Below are 15,575 nucleotides of genomic sequence, written 5' to 3'. Positions count from 1 at the left end.
CGTAGGCCAGATTGACCAAGATCCGACCAATCCGAGCGACCGATGACACCAAGGTCGCCAAAGGGAGAACACCATGCGTGAAGCCGTCATCGTCTCGACCGCCCGGACCCCGATCGGGCGCGCCTATCGTGGGGCGTTCAACGACACCCAGGCGCAGCAGCTGGGCGCCCATGCGGTGAAACACGCCGTCGCCCGCGCCGGCATCGACCCGGCCGAGGTGGAGGACGTGGTTCTGGGCGCGGCCCTGCAACAGGGTTCCACCGGGACCAATGTCGCGCGTCAGATCGCGCTCGCCGCCGGCCTGCCGGCCTCGGTCGCCGGGATGACCATCGACCGCCAGTGCGCCTCGGGCCTGATGGGCATCGCCACCGCCGCCAAGCAGGTGGTGTTCGACCAGCAGAAGGTCGCTGTCGGCGGCGGTCTGGAATCGATCTCGCTGGTCCAGAACCAGCACATGAACCTCTATCGGATGAAGGACGAAGCGCTGCTGAAGCTCTCTCCCCACATCTACATGTCGATGCTGGAAACGGCCGAGGTGGTGGCCAAACGCTACGGCATCTCGCGTGATCGGCAGGACGAATACGCCCTACAATCGCAGCAGCGCACCGCCGCCGCCCAGGAAGCCGGCCGCTTCGACGCCGAGATCGTGCCGATGACCACGACCATGCAGGTCATGGACAAGGCCACCGGCCAGGTTTCCGCCAAGGAAGTGACCCTGTCGAAGGACGAGGGCAACCGCGCCGACACGACGCTGGAGGGCCTGAAATCGCTCAAGCCCGTCTTCGGCGGCGGCGAGGAAATCCAGCAGGGCGAATACATCACCGCCGGAAATGCGTCGCAGCTGTCGGACGGGGCCTCGGCCTCGGTGATCATGGAGGCGGGTGAAGCCGTCCGTCACGGCCTGCAGCCGCTCGGCGCCTATCGCGGCATGGTCGTCGCGGGCTGCGAGCCCGACGAGATGGGCATCGGCCCGGTCTACGCCGTGCCGAAGCTGCTGAAGCGCCACGGCCTGACCATGGACGATATCGGCATCTGGGAGCTCAACGAAGCCTTCGCCGTGCAGGTGCTCTACTGCGCAGATAAACTCGGCATCCCCATGGACCGTCTGAACGTGAACGGCGGCGCCATCTCCATCGGCCACCCCTACGGCATGTCGGGCGCCCGGATGACCGGTCACGTCCTGATCGAAGGCAAGCGTCGCGGCGCGAAATACGGCGTGGTGACCATGTGCATCGGCGGCGGGCAAGGCGCGGCCGGTCTGTTCGAGATTTACTGAGACTAAAGAGGCGTCGGCGAGTCAGTGCTCCTCGACGCCGTACTGCTCCCGCAGATACGCCCGCCATTTGGCGCGTAGCGCAGCTGGCCGGGCCGGATAACGGTCCTCAAGCACCTCCGCGACGATCACCCGGTCGGTGCGGAACATGCGGAAGTCGTCGCGGGTCTCGCACCAGGCGATGACGATGCGGGTCGTCTCGCGATAGGCGACCTGGAAAGGCCAGATGGTCCGGCGTGTTTCGGCGTCCTTCTCGTCCTTGTAATGAAGCGCGACCTTCCGCGCGGAATGAATGGCCCCACGCATCGCGGCCATGTCCAAGGTCTCCGGCAGGACGTTCCAGCTTTTCGGCGCGCCCAACGCCGGTTCAAGCACCACCGGACGCAGCCGTTCAGGCACGGTCGCGGCGATCTTGGCGATCAGGTCGCGTGCGGCTCGGGCCAGGGCCGGGTCTCCCCTGCCCGCCACCCACTGGGCGCCCAGAACCGCGGCCTCCACTTCGTCGGAGGTCAACATCAGAGGCGGCATGTCGAAGCCGCTATCCAGCACATAGCCAATGCCCGCCTCGCCCCGGACCGGAACGCGCTGAGCCATAAGGGCGGCGATGTCGCGATAGACGCTGCGCTTGGACGTCTCCAGCTCGATCGCGATGGCCTCCGCCGTCACCGGCTGTGAACTGCGCCGCAGGAGCTGGACGATCTGGAACAGGCGGTCTGCGCGTCTCATGAAGGGAACCCTAGCGTACCGATGCTGACAGCATGCTGGCAGCAGGGTGGCGGTAGTCAATCTCACACGGTCAGGGCGCACCGCCCGACCCACCGGATGGGAGAGAAAATGATGCTGACCCTGTTTCACGCCCCACAGTCGCGCTCCTCGCGCATCGTCTGGCTGATCGAGGAGTTGGGGGCCGAGGCGACGATCGAGTACTGCGCGATCGCCTATCGCAACGGCCGAAAGGTTGGGGAACCGGACCCGAAGAACCCCCATCCGGACGGCAAGGTCCCGGCCCTGATCCACGACGGAGCGCTGGTGACGGAATCGGCCGCGGTGGCGCTCTATCTGGCCGACCTGCATCCTGAGGCGGGTCTCGGCGCCCTGCCCGGCTCCCCGGAGCGCGGACCGCTGTTGACCTGGCTGGCTTGGGCCGCCGGCGAACTGGAGCCCGCGATCTGGAGCAAGATGACCGGCGAGACGGATCGCGATCCCGCCGCCGAAGCTCGCTACGACGCCGCCGTAGGCCGGCTTCTGGAAGCGCTCTGGGAAGGGCCCTGGCTGATGGGCGAACAGTTCACCGTGGCTGATGTGATGATCGGTTCGTCTTTGGCCTGGGCGCGGTTCGCCCTCCCAGACAGTCCTCTGCTGGACAGCTATGCCGAACGGCTGGCCGCGCGGCCGGCCCGCATCCGGGCCGACGCCAGGGACGCCGAGAGCGCGGTGCTGGAAGCGGCCTAGCGACCGTCAGGCGGCGTCGGCGTGGCCCTGATGAAAGGGCGCGTCGCCGTCGCCGACGATCTCGACCGCCTTCAGGGCGCCGACGAAGTCGTCGCGCCAGACGCCCACGTCGGTGTCTTTCACCACCTTCATCAGAGCCTGCCACTTCCGGACGCGCTCGGCCTTGGGCATGGTCAGCGCCTTCTTGATGGCCTCGGCCACCTCTTCGCGACTGAAGGGGTTGACCAGCAGGGCCTCGCCCATCTGCTCGGCCGCTCCCGCGAAGCGAGACAGGATCAGGACGCCGGGATCGTCCGGGTTCTGAGCGGCGACGTACTCCTTGGCCACCAGGTTCATGCCGTCACGCAACGGCGTCACCAGACCGACCCTCGCCGCGCGATAGATGCCGGCCAACTGATCGCGACGGTAGGACCGGTTCAGATAGCGGATCGGCTGCCAGTCCATATCGGCGAACTCGCCGTTGATGCGGCCGGCCAGGGCGTCCAGCCGCGCCCGGATGTCCTGATAGGTGTCCACGTCGTCGCGCGAGATCGGGGTCACCTGGACGAGGAAGACGTCGCCGCGCATTTCGGCGTTGTCGTGCAGGAACTGTTCGTAGCCGACCATCCGCTCCTCCAGTCCCTTGGAGTAGTCGAGCCGGTCGACCCCGACCATCATCGAGCGGAAGGCCGACGAGGCCGCCATCCGGTCGTAGGTGCGATTGCCCTCGCGCGAGTTTCGAGCCTGGAGGAAGCCCTCGACATCGATGCCGATGGGGAAGGTGCCGATGCGCACTGTGCGTCCAAAGGCTTCCAACCCTCCGTAGCCTGCCAGTTCGCCCCGCGCCTCCGAGATCACATAGTCGCGGAACAGGTCCAGCCATTCCTGGGTCTGGAAGCCGATCAGATCGTAGGCGAACAGGCTTTCCACCAGCCGCCTATGGTGCGGCAGGGTCACCAAGAGCTGCCGCGCCGGCCACGGCGTATGCAGGAAGAAGCCGATCCGGTTCCTGATCCCGAGCCGCCGCAGGTCCCGCGCGATCGGGATCAGGTGGTAGTCGTGGATCCAGATGATGTCGTCCGGCTCGATCAGGGGCGCCAGCACCTCGGCGAACCGCCGGTTCACCCGCTCATAGCCCTCGCCGTAGGACCGTTCATAGGCGGTCAGGTCGACACGATGGTGGAACAGGGGCCACAGGGTCTTGTTGGCGTAGCCGTTGTAGTATTCGTCGACGTCCTGGGCCTCGAGATCGACCAAGGCGACGGTGACGCCGGCCCGATCCTCGATCTTGAGTTCCCCGGTAAACTGGCTGACGGTCTCGCCCGACCAGCCGAACCAAAGGCCGTCGTACTTTCTGAGAGCGGCGGACAGCGCCATGGCCAGACCACCGGCCGAGCCGGCGGCCGGATCGGCGGGCGCCGAAACACGGTTGGACACAACGATCAGTCGAGACATCTGCCCCAAAACGCCGAGCCCCGGGTTTAGCTGCAACGCAACATCGTGAAGCTCTACGGGGTTGACGCCGTCCGATCCGTCATCGGCTCCCATTCAGCGAACATCCGTCCACGAACGGCTGAGCAGGATGGCGCAGTTGATGATGCCGACCAGCGAGTAGGTCTGGGGGTAGTTGCCCCACAGTTCGTTGTCGCCGAGAGAGATGTCTTCGCTGAGCAGACCCGCATGGGTCCGGCGGCTCAGCATCTGTTCGAAGATCTCCCGCGCCTCCTCGTCCCGGCCGTTTTGGTGCAGAGCCTCGATGAACCAGAAGGTGCAGAAGTTGAACGCCGTCTCGGGCTCCCCGAAGTCGTCGGGGATGACGTAGCGGAAGAGGTAGGGGCCCTTCTTCAGGTCGCGTTCGATGGCGTTGAAGGTGGCGACCTGGCGGGGATCGTTGGGCGCGAGGAAGCCGAGATCGACCAGTTGCAGCAGCGACGCATCCAACTCCTCGCCCCCGAAGGATGCGCCGAAGCGGCCCTCCTCGGGGATGAAGGTCTCCTTCTCGATCCGTTCCCGGATGGTCTGGGCTCGCTCGCGCCAGACGTGGGCTCGATGCTCCAGTCCCAGGTGGTCCGCCGCCTTGCCCAGACGGTCGCAGGCGGCCCAGCACATGACGGACGAATAGGTGTGGACGCGGGCGATCGTCCGGAACTCCCACAGACCGGCGTCGATCTGGTCATGCATGGCAAAGGCCCGTTCGCCGACCTTCTCCAGCGCATAGAAGTCGTCGACCGTGCCGGGGCGCAGCAAACGCTGATCGTAAAAGGATTGGACCAGCGGCAGGACGATCTGTCCGTAGACGTCGTGTTGCAGGTGTTCGCGCGCCTGATTGCCGACGCGAACCGGCTTCATCCCGCGATAGCCCTCGACCGAGGTCACGATCCGCTCGTCGATGTCCTCTTCCAGACCCACGCCGTAGACGGGTTGGACGTGGCCGCCGCCCGAGGCGTCGACGAGGTTCCTCAGGTAGACGAGGTAGTTTTCAAGCATGTCGACGGCGCCCAGCCGGTTCAGGGCGCGCACCACGTAGTAGGCGTCGCGGATCCAGCAGTAGCGGTAGTCCCAGTTCCGCCCGCTCTCGGGGAACTCCGGCACCGAGGTGGTCATGGCCGCGACGATGGCGCCCGTCTCCTCGTAGGCGCAGAGTTTCAGCGTGATGGCCGCCCGGATCACCGCCTCCTGGTAGTCCAGAGGGATGTAGAGGGTGCGGACCCAGTCCTTCCAGTAGGCGACCGTGCGATCCAGCGTCGCCGAGACGCCGGGCCCCACCTCCTGGTCGTAGCCCTCGTCAGGCCCGAGGAAGAAGGCGAGCGGGCTCTCGAGCCTGAAGGCGCGTTCCTCCAGCACATGCGACACCGGACAGTTCGTGGTCAGACGCAGCGTCACGTCGCTGCACAGATAGCGGATGTGATTGGAGCCGGAGGTGACCTCAGCCCGACGCGCGCCCCAATCGGCGGATGGCCGAAGCCGCACCCGGATGCGCGGAGCCCCGTCCAGCGGACGCACCACCCGAGCGAACGCCAGCGGTCGATAGGTGCGCGAATGCTTCAGGTGGCGAGGGGCGAAGTCGATGATCTCCACCGCCGCCCCGTCCTCGGCCGTGAGCACGGTCCGCAGCACCGGGGTGTTGTCGATATAGGCCTGGCTGACGTGCTTCAGCCCCTCCAGCTCGATGTCCCAGAAGCCGTGATCGGGCGCATCGCCGTTCATCAGGGCGGAGAAGACAGGGTCGCCGTCCACACGCGGGGCGCAGGCCCAGACGAATCGGCCGCTGCGATCGATGAGGGCCGAGATCGAACAGTTGCCGATGGGGGCGAGGTCGAGGTTCGGCTGGTTCTGGGGCGCGCTCATGCCGAAATCTCCGCATCGGCGACGGCTTCGAGCCAGTCGAGCACCTCGGGCACGCCGCTCAGGCCGTAGCGGGCAGCCGTGTTGCGGTAGGGGCCGACGAGAACGCCGAAGCCGCCGAACGCCTCTGCGGCGCGGAAGCCCGCCTCGTCGGTCAGATCGTCACCCAGCATGACCGGCGTCGCACCGGCGAACGGGGCCTCGGCCATGAATGCGGTCACCGCCCCGCCCTTGTCCGCGCCGGGCGTGCGCAGTTCCAGAACCATGTGTCCGGGTTGCAGCGTCAGGCCCGTGCGCCTGGCGAGAGTCCGGGCCAGAACCAACGCCTCGTCCGCGCTGTCGGGCGACTGGCGATAATGAAGACCGGTCGAGATCGACTTGTCCTCGACGATGACGCCGGGCCGATCGGCCGCGAAATCCCGGAAGGCGGCCAAGGCCTCGGCCACGCCGGGCGAGGGCGCGGGACGATCGATGTCCCCGTCGCGGCGACGCCGCTCCAGGCCGTGGACGCCCGCAGCGGCGGGCGACGCGCCTTCGGCGATGCGATCGATCTCGGCTAGGGTCCTACCGCTTACGATCGCCAGACGCCCGTCCAGAGCCCGGTCCAGCCGGCTGAGCACCGCGGTGCGACGCGGATTTGCGATCACCGCGTCCGGGGTGGGAGCCATGGGCGCCAGCACGCCGTCCAGGTCAAGGAATAGCGCCAGCGGTCGCGTGATCGCCACGGGGGGCGCGGGCAGAGTCCTGATCAGGGTTCCGGTGTCAGACGGCATGAAATTCCAGACGTGTTGTGCAGCCCCCATCCCCAACGCGCCCGTCCGGCAAAGGTTGACCGCTTTTACCGTGAACTTGCGTTACGGCCGATCCTCGCCAGGTGGATCCCTCCGTCCGGCCGGATTGTGAAACCCGGTCGAATGGGGCAATTCCCGCAGATCACAAAGATAGACGCCGCGAAAAAGCGCCGCCCAAGGACCACCGCCATGCCCCTCGACACCCCCGTCTCCACGCCCGAAGCCGTCGGCGCCATGACCGACCGCGCACGCGAGGTGATCCGGCTGAACATCGAGGCCCTGCAGGCGCTGGAGCGGACGGTCGATTCCAGCATCGCCCGCGCCTGCGACGTCATCCTGTCGCGCCGCGGCTATGTCGTCGTCACCGGCATGGGCAAGTCTGGCCACATCGGCGGCAAGATCGCCGCGACCCTGGCCTCCACCGGCACCAACGCCTTCTTCGTCCACCCGGCGGAGATGAGCCACGGCGACCTGGGCATGCTGCGCGGCGACACCACCCTTCTGGCGATCTCTTCTTCGGGCGAGAGCCGGGAACTGCGCGACCCTCTGCTGTTCTGCCAGCGCAACGACATCCCGGTCATCGGCATGACGCAGCGCGGGTCGTCCTTCCTGGCCCGAATGTCGGCCGTTCCGCTGATCATGCCCAGCGTGGCCGAAGCCTGCGCCAACGGCCTGGCGCCGACCACTTCGACCCTGATGACCTTGGCGCTCGGCGATGCGCTCGCCATGGTGCTGATGGATCGGCGGGGCTTCTCGGCCACCGACTTCGGCATGCACCACCCGGGCGGCTCGCTGGGGATGAGCCTGCAGAGCGTGCGCGAATGGATGGGCGACAACCACGCTCCGCCGCCGACCGTGTCGATGGACGCCGTCTTCGCCGATGTTGTCGCCCGCATCACCGAGGGCCGCAAGGGCGCGGTGGCCGTGCTGGACGACGACGGAACCCTGGCCGGGATGATCACCGACGGCGACATCCGCCGCGCCTTTGCCCAGGACATCGGCCGCATCACCGCCGCCGACATCATGAGCCGGTCCCCGATCACGGTGTCTCCGGACCAGAGGATGAGCGACGTCGTCGACCTGCTGACCGCCAACAAGATTTCCAACCTGTTCGTGATCGACAACGGCCGGCCCGTCGCCATCGTCCACGTCGCCGAACTGATGCAGGCGGGTTACGTCTCCTGACGGCCAAGCGGGTTGCGGTTGACCCCCGACAGGCAAGGGTCTACCCCGCAAGCCAGCCGCGCGACCTTAGCGCCGGTCCGGAAAAACCACGCCGAAGGCTGGATTTGAACACGTCGCCTTTTGCTGCAGATCAGCCCTTGAGCTCTGATCTTGCTCGTGATTCTGTGAACCTGACCGCATCTGGATCGCCGGGCGTGACGGTCAGCGCCGCCCCGACGAAATCCCACGCCACTCTCTGCATAGACGGCTTCAACATCGCCCTCGCCAAGGGCTCGGGGATCGCCACCTACGGGCGGAACCTGCTGTCGACGATCCAACGCCTGGGCATGAATGGACAGGTGCTCTATGGGCCTGCCGCCAAACGCTCGACTAGCAATGTGGTGAACGAGGCGGCCCTGGTCGACGCCGACAAGCCGCCGACCAAGTTGAGGAAATTCGAACGTTTCCGCCGGACCTTCATGACCCGGTTCGGACAGACGGCCTGGCCCATTACGCCGAGTGGCGAGGTGGTTTGGCCGTCACGCGGCGGCGGCCGCCCCGAAGCCAGCGCCTACTGGGCTGTGCAGGACCTGTTCCACGTCGCCAACCGCAGCTTCAACGCCTACGGCAAGGAAACTCCGGTCGAATTCGAGGTCTCTGGCGGGGTCCGGAAGCCTGACGCCATGCAGTGGACCGCCACCGTGCCCCTGTACGCACGCGGCGTGCCAAACATCTACACGATCCACGACCTCATCCCGCTGCGCCTGCCGCACACGACGATGGAAGACAAGGCGACCTATATGGCCTTGTGCAAGATGATCGCCCGGCGCGCCGACCACATCGCCGTTGTGTCCGAAACGACGCGCCAGGACGTGATCCGGATGCTGGACGTCCCCGAAGACCGGGTCACCAACACCTATCAAGCCGTCGACCTGCCCGAAGCCTTGACGAACCGGTCGCAGGCCGATGTGACCATCGAGCTGGAAGGCGTCTTCAACCTCGGCTGGAAGGACTACTTCCTCCACTTCGGAGCCATCGAGCCCAAGAAGAACCTCGGCCGGATCGTCGAGGCCTATCTGGCCTCGGGTCTGGAGACGCCTCTGGTCATCGTCGGGGGTCGCGCCTGGCTTGACGAGGGCGAGACCGCCCTGCTGAACCAGGTGATGCGCGACGGCGGGCCAAGCGCCCAACGCATCCGTCGCTACGAGTTCATGCCCTTCTCCCTGCTGATCAGCCTGATACGCGGGGCGAAGGCGACCTTGTTCCCCTCTCTGTACGAAGGCTTCGGGTTGCCGGTGCTCGAATCGATGGCCCTGTCGACCGCTGTCCTGACCTCGACCGGCGGCTCCTTGCCCGAGGTGGCCGGGGACGCCGCGATCAGCGTCGATCCCTATGACGTTCAGGCGATGACCCGGGGCCTGCGTGCGCTGGACGCCGACGAGGCCCTGCGCGAAGACCTGGTCCGTCGCGGCCTGGGCCAGGCCGCGAAATTCTCGGTCGAGGCCTATCAGGGACGGCTGTCCGACATGTACGGCCGCCTCGGCCTGTCGTGACGCGGTCGGTCCTCTTCGACGCCAGCCGACTGCTGAGCCGGGTCGAACGAACCGCGCCGACGGGAGTGGACCGCGTCTGCCTGGCCTACGCCGAGTGGCTGCTGTCCCTGCCCGACGTCCAGGTGACGCCGGTGCGCGGACGCAACGACCAGCTCGTCGCCGTGGACGAGGCCTGGTTCCGCGAATGCGTGGCGACGCTGCGGTCCCGCTGGACGGGGGCTTTCTTCGAACGCTCCCTGACCGAGGACGAGATGCGGCTGATGACCGCCCTCAGCAGCGATGCGAAATCGTCAGAGTCCGTCATCGGTACGCCGCCGGCCGATCCGGCGAAGACCCTGGGCCGCCGTCGCCGGGTGTGGAAGCAGTTCTTCCGGTCTCGCTGGGCCCAGAAATTGCCGGACAGCGCCGTCTACTTCAACGTGGGCCACACCGGCCTGGGCGACGGGCGAATCCTGTCCGAGTTGCACGAGCGGAACATCGAGCGGATCGTCTTCCTGCACGATCTGATCCCGATCACCCACCCCGAGTTCTGTCGCCCCGGCGACGAGGACAAGCACCGCAAGCGGGTGCTGAACACCCTTCGAAACGCCTCCCGCATCGTGGTCAACTCGCAGTACACCGCCGAAGAACTGGCCGCCTTCGCGGCGCGTGAGGGCGTCCAGCCGCCGCCCATTCACGCCGTCCACCTCGGACTGGAGCCCACCTTCCTGACGCCGCTGACGGCGGCGACGCCCCGGCCCTATTTTGTGCACATCGGCACGATCGAGGCGCGCAAGAACCTGGCCTTTCTCCTGACCCTGTGGCGGCGGCTGTACGAGCGGATGGGCGACGCCGCGCCCCAGCTGGTTCTCGTCGGCCGCTATGGCTGGGAGAACGAGGCGGTGCTGGACCACCTGGAACGCTCGCCCGCTCTGCGCGGCCTGGTGCATCAGGCGGCCGACCTGCCGGATTCGGCGCTCGCCACCCTGATGGCCAGCGCGCGAGCACTGGTCGCTCCGTCCTCGGTGGAGGGCTTCGACCTGCCGGCGGTCGAGGCCTCGGCGCTCGGCGTGCCCCTTATCGCCTCCGACATCCCGGTCCACCGCGAGCTGGTCCCCGGCGCACAGCTGATCGATCCTCTGGACGGACTGGGTTGGCTCGACGCGTTGGAGAAGGCCACGCGCCATCGCCCCGAGGCCGGGCCGTTCACGCCGCCGACCTGGGCCAGCCATTTCGCCGAGGTCGGGCGGCGGGTCGGGCTCACCGACTGAGACGTTTCCCTGCGGTCGGGACAACGACCGCGCTGGCGCCGCCGCCCAAAGGCCGGTAATCACAACGCTGTGCTGCTGAGTTCGAACACCATGACGCGATCCATCCTCGCCCTCACGATCGTCGCCATCCTCGGCGGCTGCTCGACCCTTCCCCGCGACGGGCCTTCGAACAGCGCCGTCGTGCGCGGAGCGGTCGAGAACGCCGACTATGCGATCGTCGACCTCGACTACGCTGCGGCGGAGCGGATCAAGGCCGTCGGCGGCGGGGCGTACGGCTCCCTCGTCGGGGCGGCCAGCCTTGCCCCCGTCGATGTCATCGGCGAGGGCGACCAGCTCGCGATCGCCATCTTCGAGCCCAGCGGCTCCCTGTTCGGCGGCGGCGCGTCCAATATCCGGTCCGGCAGTCAGAGCCTCCCCCCGGTGACGGTGGACCGCAGCGGTGCGGTGACCGTGCCCTTCGCGGGCGCCGTTCAAGTGGCCGGCATGACCACGACGGAGGCGCAGGGCGCCATCCGCCGGGCCCTGATCGGCCGGGTCGGCAATCCTCAGGTCAGCGTCACCGTCGCGACCAACGTCTCCAACGCCGTCACCGTTCTGGGCGAGGTCCGTCAACCGGGCCGCGCGCCCCTTTCGACCAACGCCGACACCATCCTGGACGTCATCGCGGCCAGGGGCGGCGCCTCGCGGCCGAACCAGGATGTCGAAGTCCAGATCCGGCGCGGCGATCAGACCTTCGCGGCGCCGCTGACGGCCGTCACGAGCCGCTTCGAAGAGAATGTCCGCCTGCAGAGCGGCGACCAGATCAACCTCGTCTACCAGCCGCGTCGCTTCTCCTCCTTCGGCGCCCTGAGCGCGGTCACCCAGCAGGACATGCCCGCCGGCGAATTCACCCTGGCCGACGCGCTGAGCCGCTCGGGCGGCCTGAACGACTCGGCGGCGAACGCGCGCTCGGTGCTGATCTTCCGCTTCGAGCGTCCCGAGGTGGCCCAGGCGCTCGGCGTCACCCAGCCTGCCACCACCCAGGGGGTGCCGATCGTCTATCGCCTGAACCTGGAGGAAGGCGTCGGCTTCTTCACGGCCTCGAGCTTCCTGATCCAGCCGCGCGACATCATCTACGCCCCGCGCGCGCTGTCGGCCGAGATCGGCAAGTTCTTCGGCCTCGTCCAACAGGTCACCCGCGTCGCCTACGATGTGACGGTGGCGAGCACGCTGAACAACGACTAGCCGGATGCCGGCCTGGAAAGACTGGCTTCTGGGCAATCGCGGTCTCCGCGATCGCCAACGGTCGGCAGTGGCAGTGGCGGCCGATGTCTGGGAACGCGCGGGCAAGGCGTCGACCGCTGTCCTGCCGATCATGGCCAAGGTCGAGAAACTGGCCTTGCAGGTCTACGCCGAGTACGGCCTTCCGACCCAGCCCGGCCACTACCGGCGCGGGCCCTCGACCGACGGATGGGTCTTCCTGGGCGAGCACATCGACGCGGGGATGCGGTGGTCGATGCTGCTGTCCAACCCGCCTGAGCAAGGATGGCGCTATGCGACCCTGGAGGACATCGGTCGCTTTTCCGGCGCGCCGGCCGAGTTGCAGGCGGCCTCGAACCTCCTGGCCACCTGTCGGCATCTGAAACAGCGCCTGCTGGGTCGCGAACCCGGTGAGCCGGGCGACGACATCGAAACCGCGATCCGTCTGGGCGTCGACTGGCGGGAGCTTCAGGACCTGATCTCCTGGCGGGAGACGTCCAAGCTGAAGCTGACGACGCCGTCGGACGCCCTGCCCTCTCCGCAGCCGGATCCTGGCCCCGTACCGAAAGCGGCGGCCGATCCCGAAGCCCCCGCCAAGCCGCCGCGCAAGCCCCGCGCGCCGAGGAAGAAGAAGCCCGTCTAGGCGGCCGCGCGACCCTCGCCCATCGCTTCCGACAGCAGTTCCAGCGAGCGCACCCGCGCCGCGTGGTCCCATATCTGGCTGGTGATCATCAGTTCGTCGGCGCCCGTCCGGCCCACGAAGGCGTCGATCGCCGCGCGCACAGTCTTGGGCGAGCCCACCGCCGAACAGGCCAGGGCCTGAGCGATCATGCCCCGTTCCGCGTCCCCGAGGCTTTCGGCATATCCGGGCTTCGGCGGCGGAAGCTTGCCGGGCCGGCCGGTCCGGAGGTTCACGAAGGCCTGCTGGACCGAGGAGAACAGCAGTTGGGCCGCCGCATCGGTCTCGGCGGCGAAGACGTTGTAGCCCAGCATCAGATAGGGCCTCGCAAGGCGCGCCGAGGGCCGGAAGGTCTCGCGGTAGATGCGGATCGCCGACATCATTTCCGATGGGGCGAAATGGCTGGCGAAGGCGTAGGGCAGGCCCAGATGAGCGGCCAGCTGGGCGCCGTAGGTCGAGGAGCCGAGGATCCAGACCGGGATGTCCTGACCCTCGCCGGGGTTGGCGCGGATGCGCTGATCGGCCTCGGCGGGCTCGAACCAGTGCATCAGCTCCATCACGTCCTGGGGGAAGGCGTCGACATCGCCCTGAAGCGTGCGGCGAAGAGCGCGGGCGGTGGCCTGATCCGATCCCGGCGCGCGCCCCAGACCCAGGTCGATCCGGCCCGGATAGAGGGCGTTCAGGGTCCCGAACTGCTCGGCGATCACCAGCGGTGCATGGTTGGGCAGCATGACCCCGCCGGCGCCGACACGGATCGTCTTCGTCGCCCCCGCCACCGCCCCGATCACCACCGAGGTGGCCGCCGAGGCGATACCCGCCATGTTGTGATGCTCGGCCAACCAGTAGCGGTTGTAGCCCAGCCGCTCGGCGTGCCGAGCCAGGTCGAGCGTGTTGGCCAGAGCCTGCGAGACGTCGGAGCCCTCGGGCACCGGGGCGAGATCGAGAACAGAGAGCGTTGCCATCCCCCGCCATATGGGGTCGACGACCGACCCCGCAATCAGTCGCCTCGGACCGTTCGGCTTTCGTCCGTCGGTCCGGACGAAAAGCACCATGACGAAACGGACGTAACGGACGAAAGCGTCGCCGCCGCGATGGCTGGGTCCAGATTGCGAATCCCACCCCCAATCAGCAGGCAGGCGTCTCGTCCAGCCGTCCCACTCCGTGGACCCCAGCCCTCGCGGGGCTCCACGGACAGGGAGGCGCGGTGCGAAAGGATCAGGCGGCGTTGGCCGCCTTGCCTTCGCTCTTGGCCTTTTCGTCATAGGCCTTCATGCCCTGGGCGATCAGTTCGGCGGCCTCGCCGGCGTCGCCCCAGCGCTTCACGCGCACCGACTTGTTCTTCTCCAGATCCTTGTAGCGGGTGAAGAAGTGTTCGATCTGCTCGACCATGATGGTCGGCAGCTGACGGTACGACGCGATGTCGGTGTAATAGGGGTGCAGGGAATCCACCGGCACAGCCAGGATCTTGTCGTCGCCGCCGGCCTCGTCTTCCATCATCAGGACGCCGATCGGGCGCGAGCGGATGACGCAGCCCGGGACCACCGGCGTCGGGTTGAGGACGATCACGTCGCAGGGGTCGCCGTCGTCGGCCAGGGTGTGCGGCACGAAACCGTAGTTGCCCGGATAGTACATGGCGGTGTGCAGGAAACGGTCCACGAACAGGGCGCCCGACGCCTTGTCCATCTCGTATTTGACCGGCAGGCCCCCTTGCGGGATCTCGATGATGACGTTCAGGTCCCAGGGCGGGTTCGGACCGACGGGAATGGCGTCGATGTTCATGGTCGGCTCGGTTTTGTGCGTCTGCGAAGGGAGGCGGGCGTGATAAGCCTCTCGGCGCGGAACAGCAAGCGGAACGGCCGCTCGCCAGAGCGGATGCCCATGGGAGTTCGACCGGAATGAGCATGATCGACTGGCTGGGCCTGGGCCTCTTTTTCCTGTGCTGGCTGGGTTACGACCCCCTGCTGAAGGGTCTGGCGCACCGTTCGGGGTCGCTGAACACCGACATGCTGACCGTCCGTCACGCGTGGATGACGGCGATGACGCACCGAGAAATCCGGCTGCTGGACAGTCAGTTGCTGGGGCACTCGATCAATTCCGGCTCCTTCTTCGCCTCGTCCAACCTGCTGCTGATCGCGGGGGTGGCGGGCATTCTGTTCGGCGGCGATCAAGCATTGGCCGGCTTTTCCGCCGTTGGGGCGGAGGCCGTGCCGACCCAGTTGCTGGAGGCCAAGCTGGGTCTGGTGCTTCTGTGCCTTGCGCGGGGTCTGCTCGATTTCATCTGGTCGATCCGGCAGATGAACTACGCCCTCGCCCTTATCGGGGCGGCGCCGGAAATCCACAGCGAGGCCGATAAGGTCGCATTCGGCGAGGCCGCGGCGGATGTGCTGAATCCCGCACTGGGCGCTTTCAGCCAAGGGGTGCGGGGCTATTATTTCGCCCTGGCCGCCGCCGCGTGGCTGTTCGGGCCCTTGTGGCTGTGCGCCGGGGTCATCCTGGCCTTCTCGCTTCTCGTCTGGCGCCAGTCGGGTTCGCCCGCCGCGAGGGCCATTCGGACCGCCAGACGGCTTCTGGAGGCCGAACGTCAGCGCGGAGCTTGACCATTTCGCACTGCAGCATTCATTCAGCAGGCGGATCGTGCACGAAACGTGTTCTGAAAACGCTTACATCAAGGCGGAACGGTCACTCTTTCCAGTAACAAGGCGTGATCATTGATAACAAAAGCCCGCTTGACGCGTTGTGCACCGCAACCTAGATTGACCTTCGACGCCTGCGGGCGTCTTGCCCTTCCTGGGCGTTTCCTCCCTATAGACTTTTATGCCGCGCCTTCGGGCGCGGCTTTTTTTCGCTCTC

At 67.1% G+C, this 15,575-nt stretch carries 14 protein-coding genes; 8 read left to right on the top strand and 6 right to left on the bottom strand.

The features are described 5' to 3' along the window. Nucleotides 1–73 precede the first annotated feature (73 nt). The gene (locus O5O43_RS00505) at nt 74–1,276 is read left to right on the top strand and encodes an acetyl-CoA C-acyltransferase (RefSeq protein ID WP_271084973.1); all 1,203 of its coding nucleotides are present in this window, start codon (nt 74–76) and stop codon (nt 1,274–1,276) included. A gap of 21 nt (nt 1,277–1,297) precedes the next feature. Here O5O43_RS00505 and O5O43_RS00500 read toward each other — a convergent pair whose 3' ends face one another. Continuing rightward, nucleotides 1,298–1,999, bottom strand: a complete 702-nt coding sequence (locus O5O43_RS00500) for a YafY family protein (protein ID WP_271084972.1) — start codon at nt 1,997–1,999, stop codon at nt 1,298–1,300. Between the two features lie 108 nt (nt 2,000–2,107). Between O5O43_RS00500 and O5O43_RS00495 the strand changes: the two genes are divergently transcribed. Beyond that, nucleotides 2,108–2,725, top strand: coding sequence for a glutathione S-transferase family protein (locus O5O43_RS00495; RefSeq protein ID WP_271084971.1), 618 nt, complete (start codon nt 2,108–2,110; stop codon nt 2,723–2,725). A 6-nt stretch (nt 2,726–2,731) separates the two neighbouring features. Here O5O43_RS00495 and O5O43_RS00490 read toward each other — a convergent pair whose 3' ends face one another. From O5O43_RS00490 to otsB, 3 genes are all read right to left on the bottom strand, one after another. Continuing rightward, on the bottom strand, nt 2,732–4,159 hold the full coding sequence (locus tag O5O43_RS00490; protein ID WP_271084970.1) for a trehalose-6-phosphate synthase: 1,428 nt from the start codon (nt 4,157–4,159) through the stop codon (nt 2,732–2,734). A gap of 93 nt (nt 4,160–4,252) precedes the next feature. Continuing rightward, entirely contained in the window at nt 4,253–6,052 is a 1,800-nt protein-coding gene (locus tag O5O43_RS00485) for a glycoside hydrolase family 15 protein (protein ID WP_271084969.1), read from the bottom strand. Further along, nucleotides 6,049–6,822, bottom strand: coding sequence for a trehalose-phosphatase (otsB, locus tag O5O43_RS00480; RefSeq protein WP_271084968.1), 774 nt, complete (start codon nt 6,820–6,822; stop codon nt 6,049–6,051). The genes O5O43_RS00485 and otsB overlap by 4 nt, the downstream gene beginning before the upstream one ends. Before the next feature lie 207 nt (nt 6,823–7,029). Here otsB and O5O43_RS00475 point away from each other — a divergent pair, with 207 nt between their 5' ends. The 5 genes from O5O43_RS00475 (at nt 7,030) to O5O43_RS00455 (ending at nt 12,689) form a co-directional block, all read left to right on the top strand. After that, on the top strand, nt 7,030–8,025 hold the full coding sequence (locus O5O43_RS00475; protein WP_271084967.1) for a KpsF/GutQ family sugar-phosphate isomerase: 996 nt from the start codon (nt 7,030–7,032) through the stop codon (nt 8,023–8,025). A gap of 194 nt (nt 8,026–8,219) precedes the next feature. Next, nucleotides 8,220–9,557 (top strand): glycosyltransferase family 1 protein, encoded by a 1,338-nt coding sequence (locus O5O43_RS00470; protein WP_271084966.1) that lies wholly within the window; start codon nt 8,220–8,222, stop codon nt 9,555–9,557. Next, nucleotides 9,554–10,807 carry a glycosyltransferase family 1 protein gene (locus O5O43_RS00465; RefSeq protein ID WP_271084965.1) on the top strand — a complete coding sequence of 418 codons (1,254 nt, stop codon included), beginning with the start codon at nt 9,554–9,556 and terminating at the stop codon, nt 10,805–10,807. Before O5O43_RS00470 ends, O5O43_RS00465 begins: the two co-directional genes overlap by 4 nt. 90 nt (nt 10,808–10,897) lie before the next feature. Continuing rightward, nucleotides 10,898–12,031, top strand: a complete 1,134-nt coding sequence (locus O5O43_RS00460; protein ID WP_271084964.1) for a polysaccharide biosynthesis/export family protein — start codon at nt 10,898–10,900, stop codon at nt 12,029–12,031. Nucleotides 12,032–12,035: 4 nt separating this feature from the next. Next, the gene (locus O5O43_RS00455) at nt 12,036–12,689 is read left to right on the top strand and encodes a hypothetical protein (RefSeq protein WP_271084963.1); all 654 of its coding nucleotides are present in this window, start codon (nt 12,036–12,038) and stop codon (nt 12,687–12,689) included. On the opposite strand, the gene O5O43_RS00450 is transcribed toward O5O43_RS00455, so the two are convergent. Beyond that, a complete protein-coding gene (locus O5O43_RS00450) occupies nt 12,686–13,687 on the bottom strand; it encodes an LLM class flavin-dependent oxidoreductase (RefSeq protein WP_271084962.1) in 1,002 nt (333 codons plus the stop codon). The two genes, O5O43_RS00455 and O5O43_RS00450, sit on opposite strands and share 4 nt — an antisense overlap. A 253-nt stretch (nt 13,688–13,940) precedes the next feature. After that, nucleotides 13,941–14,504: an inorganic diphosphatase gene (ppa, locus tag O5O43_RS00445; RefSeq protein WP_271084961.1), complete on the bottom strand. Its 564-nt coding sequence runs from the start codon at nt 14,502–14,504 to the stop codon at nt 13,941–13,943. 116 nt (nt 14,505–14,620) lie between these two features. Between ppa and O5O43_RS00440 the strand changes: the two genes are divergently transcribed. Then, the gene (locus O5O43_RS00440) at nt 14,621–15,322 is read left to right on the top strand and encodes a DUF599 family protein (protein ID WP_271084960.1); all 702 of its coding nucleotides are present in this window, start codon (nt 14,621–14,623) and stop codon (nt 15,320–15,322) included. Nucleotides 15,323–15,575: the final 253 nt, after the last annotated feature.

The organism is Brevundimonas sp. NIBR11 (assembly GCF_027912535.1).
GTDB lineage: Bacteria > Pseudomonadota > Alphaproteobacteria > Caulobacterales > Caulobacteraceae > Brevundimonas.
The sequence above is the reverse complement of the archived record's forward strand: the minus strand, read 5'-3'. Positions and strand labels throughout refer to the sequence as shown.

What these genes read in the sequence shown, in the direction of transcription:
- O5O43_RS00505 (WP_271084973.1), top strand. Translation starts at nt 74, where the DNA reads ATGCGTGAAGCCGTCATCGTCTCGACCGCCCGGACCCCGATCGGGCGC.
- O5O43_RS00500 (WP_271084972.1), bottom strand. Translation starts at nt 1,999, where the DNA reads ATGAGACGCGCAGACCGCCTGTTCCAGATCGTCCAGCTCCTGCGGCGC.
- O5O43_RS00495 (WP_271084971.1), top strand. Translation starts at nt 2,108, where the DNA reads ATGATGCTGACCCTGTTTCACGCCCCACAGTCGCGCTCCTCGCGCATC.
- O5O43_RS00490 (WP_271084970.1), bottom strand. Translation starts at nt 4,159, where the DNA reads ATGTCTCGACTGATCGTTGTGTCCAACCGTGTTTCGGCGCCCGCCGAT.
- O5O43_RS00485 (WP_271084969.1), bottom strand. Translation starts at nt 6,052, where the DNA reads ATGAGCGCGCCCCAGAACCAGCCGAACCTCGACCTCGCCCCCATCGGC.
- otsB (WP_271084968.1), bottom strand. Translation starts at nt 6,822, where the DNA reads ATGCCGTCTGACACCGGAACCCTGATCAGGACTCTGCCCGCGCCCCCC.
- O5O43_RS00475 (WP_271084967.1), top strand. Translation starts at nt 7,030, where the DNA reads ATGCCCCTCGACACCCCCGTCTCCACGCCCGAAGCCGTCGGCGCCATG.
- O5O43_RS00460 (WP_271084964.1), top strand. Translation starts at nt 10,898, where the DNA reads ATGACGCGATCCATCCTCGCCCTCACGATCGTCGCCATCCTCGGCGGC.
- O5O43_RS00455 (WP_271084963.1), top strand. Translation starts at nt 12,036, where the DNA reads ATGCCGGCCTGGAAAGACTGGCTTCTGGGCAATCGCGGTCTCCGCGAT.
- O5O43_RS00450 (WP_271084962.1), bottom strand. Translation starts at nt 13,687, where the DNA reads ATGGCAACGCTCTCTGTTCTCGATCTCGCCCCGGTGCCCGAGGGCTCC.
- ppa (WP_271084961.1), bottom strand. Translation starts at nt 14,504, where the DNA reads ATGAACATCGACGCCATTCCCGTCGGTCCGAACCCGCCCTGGGACCTG.
- O5O43_RS00440 (WP_271084960.1), top strand. Translation starts at nt 14,621, where the DNA reads ATGAGCATGATCGACTGGCTGGGCCTGGGCCTCTTTTTCCTGTGCTGG.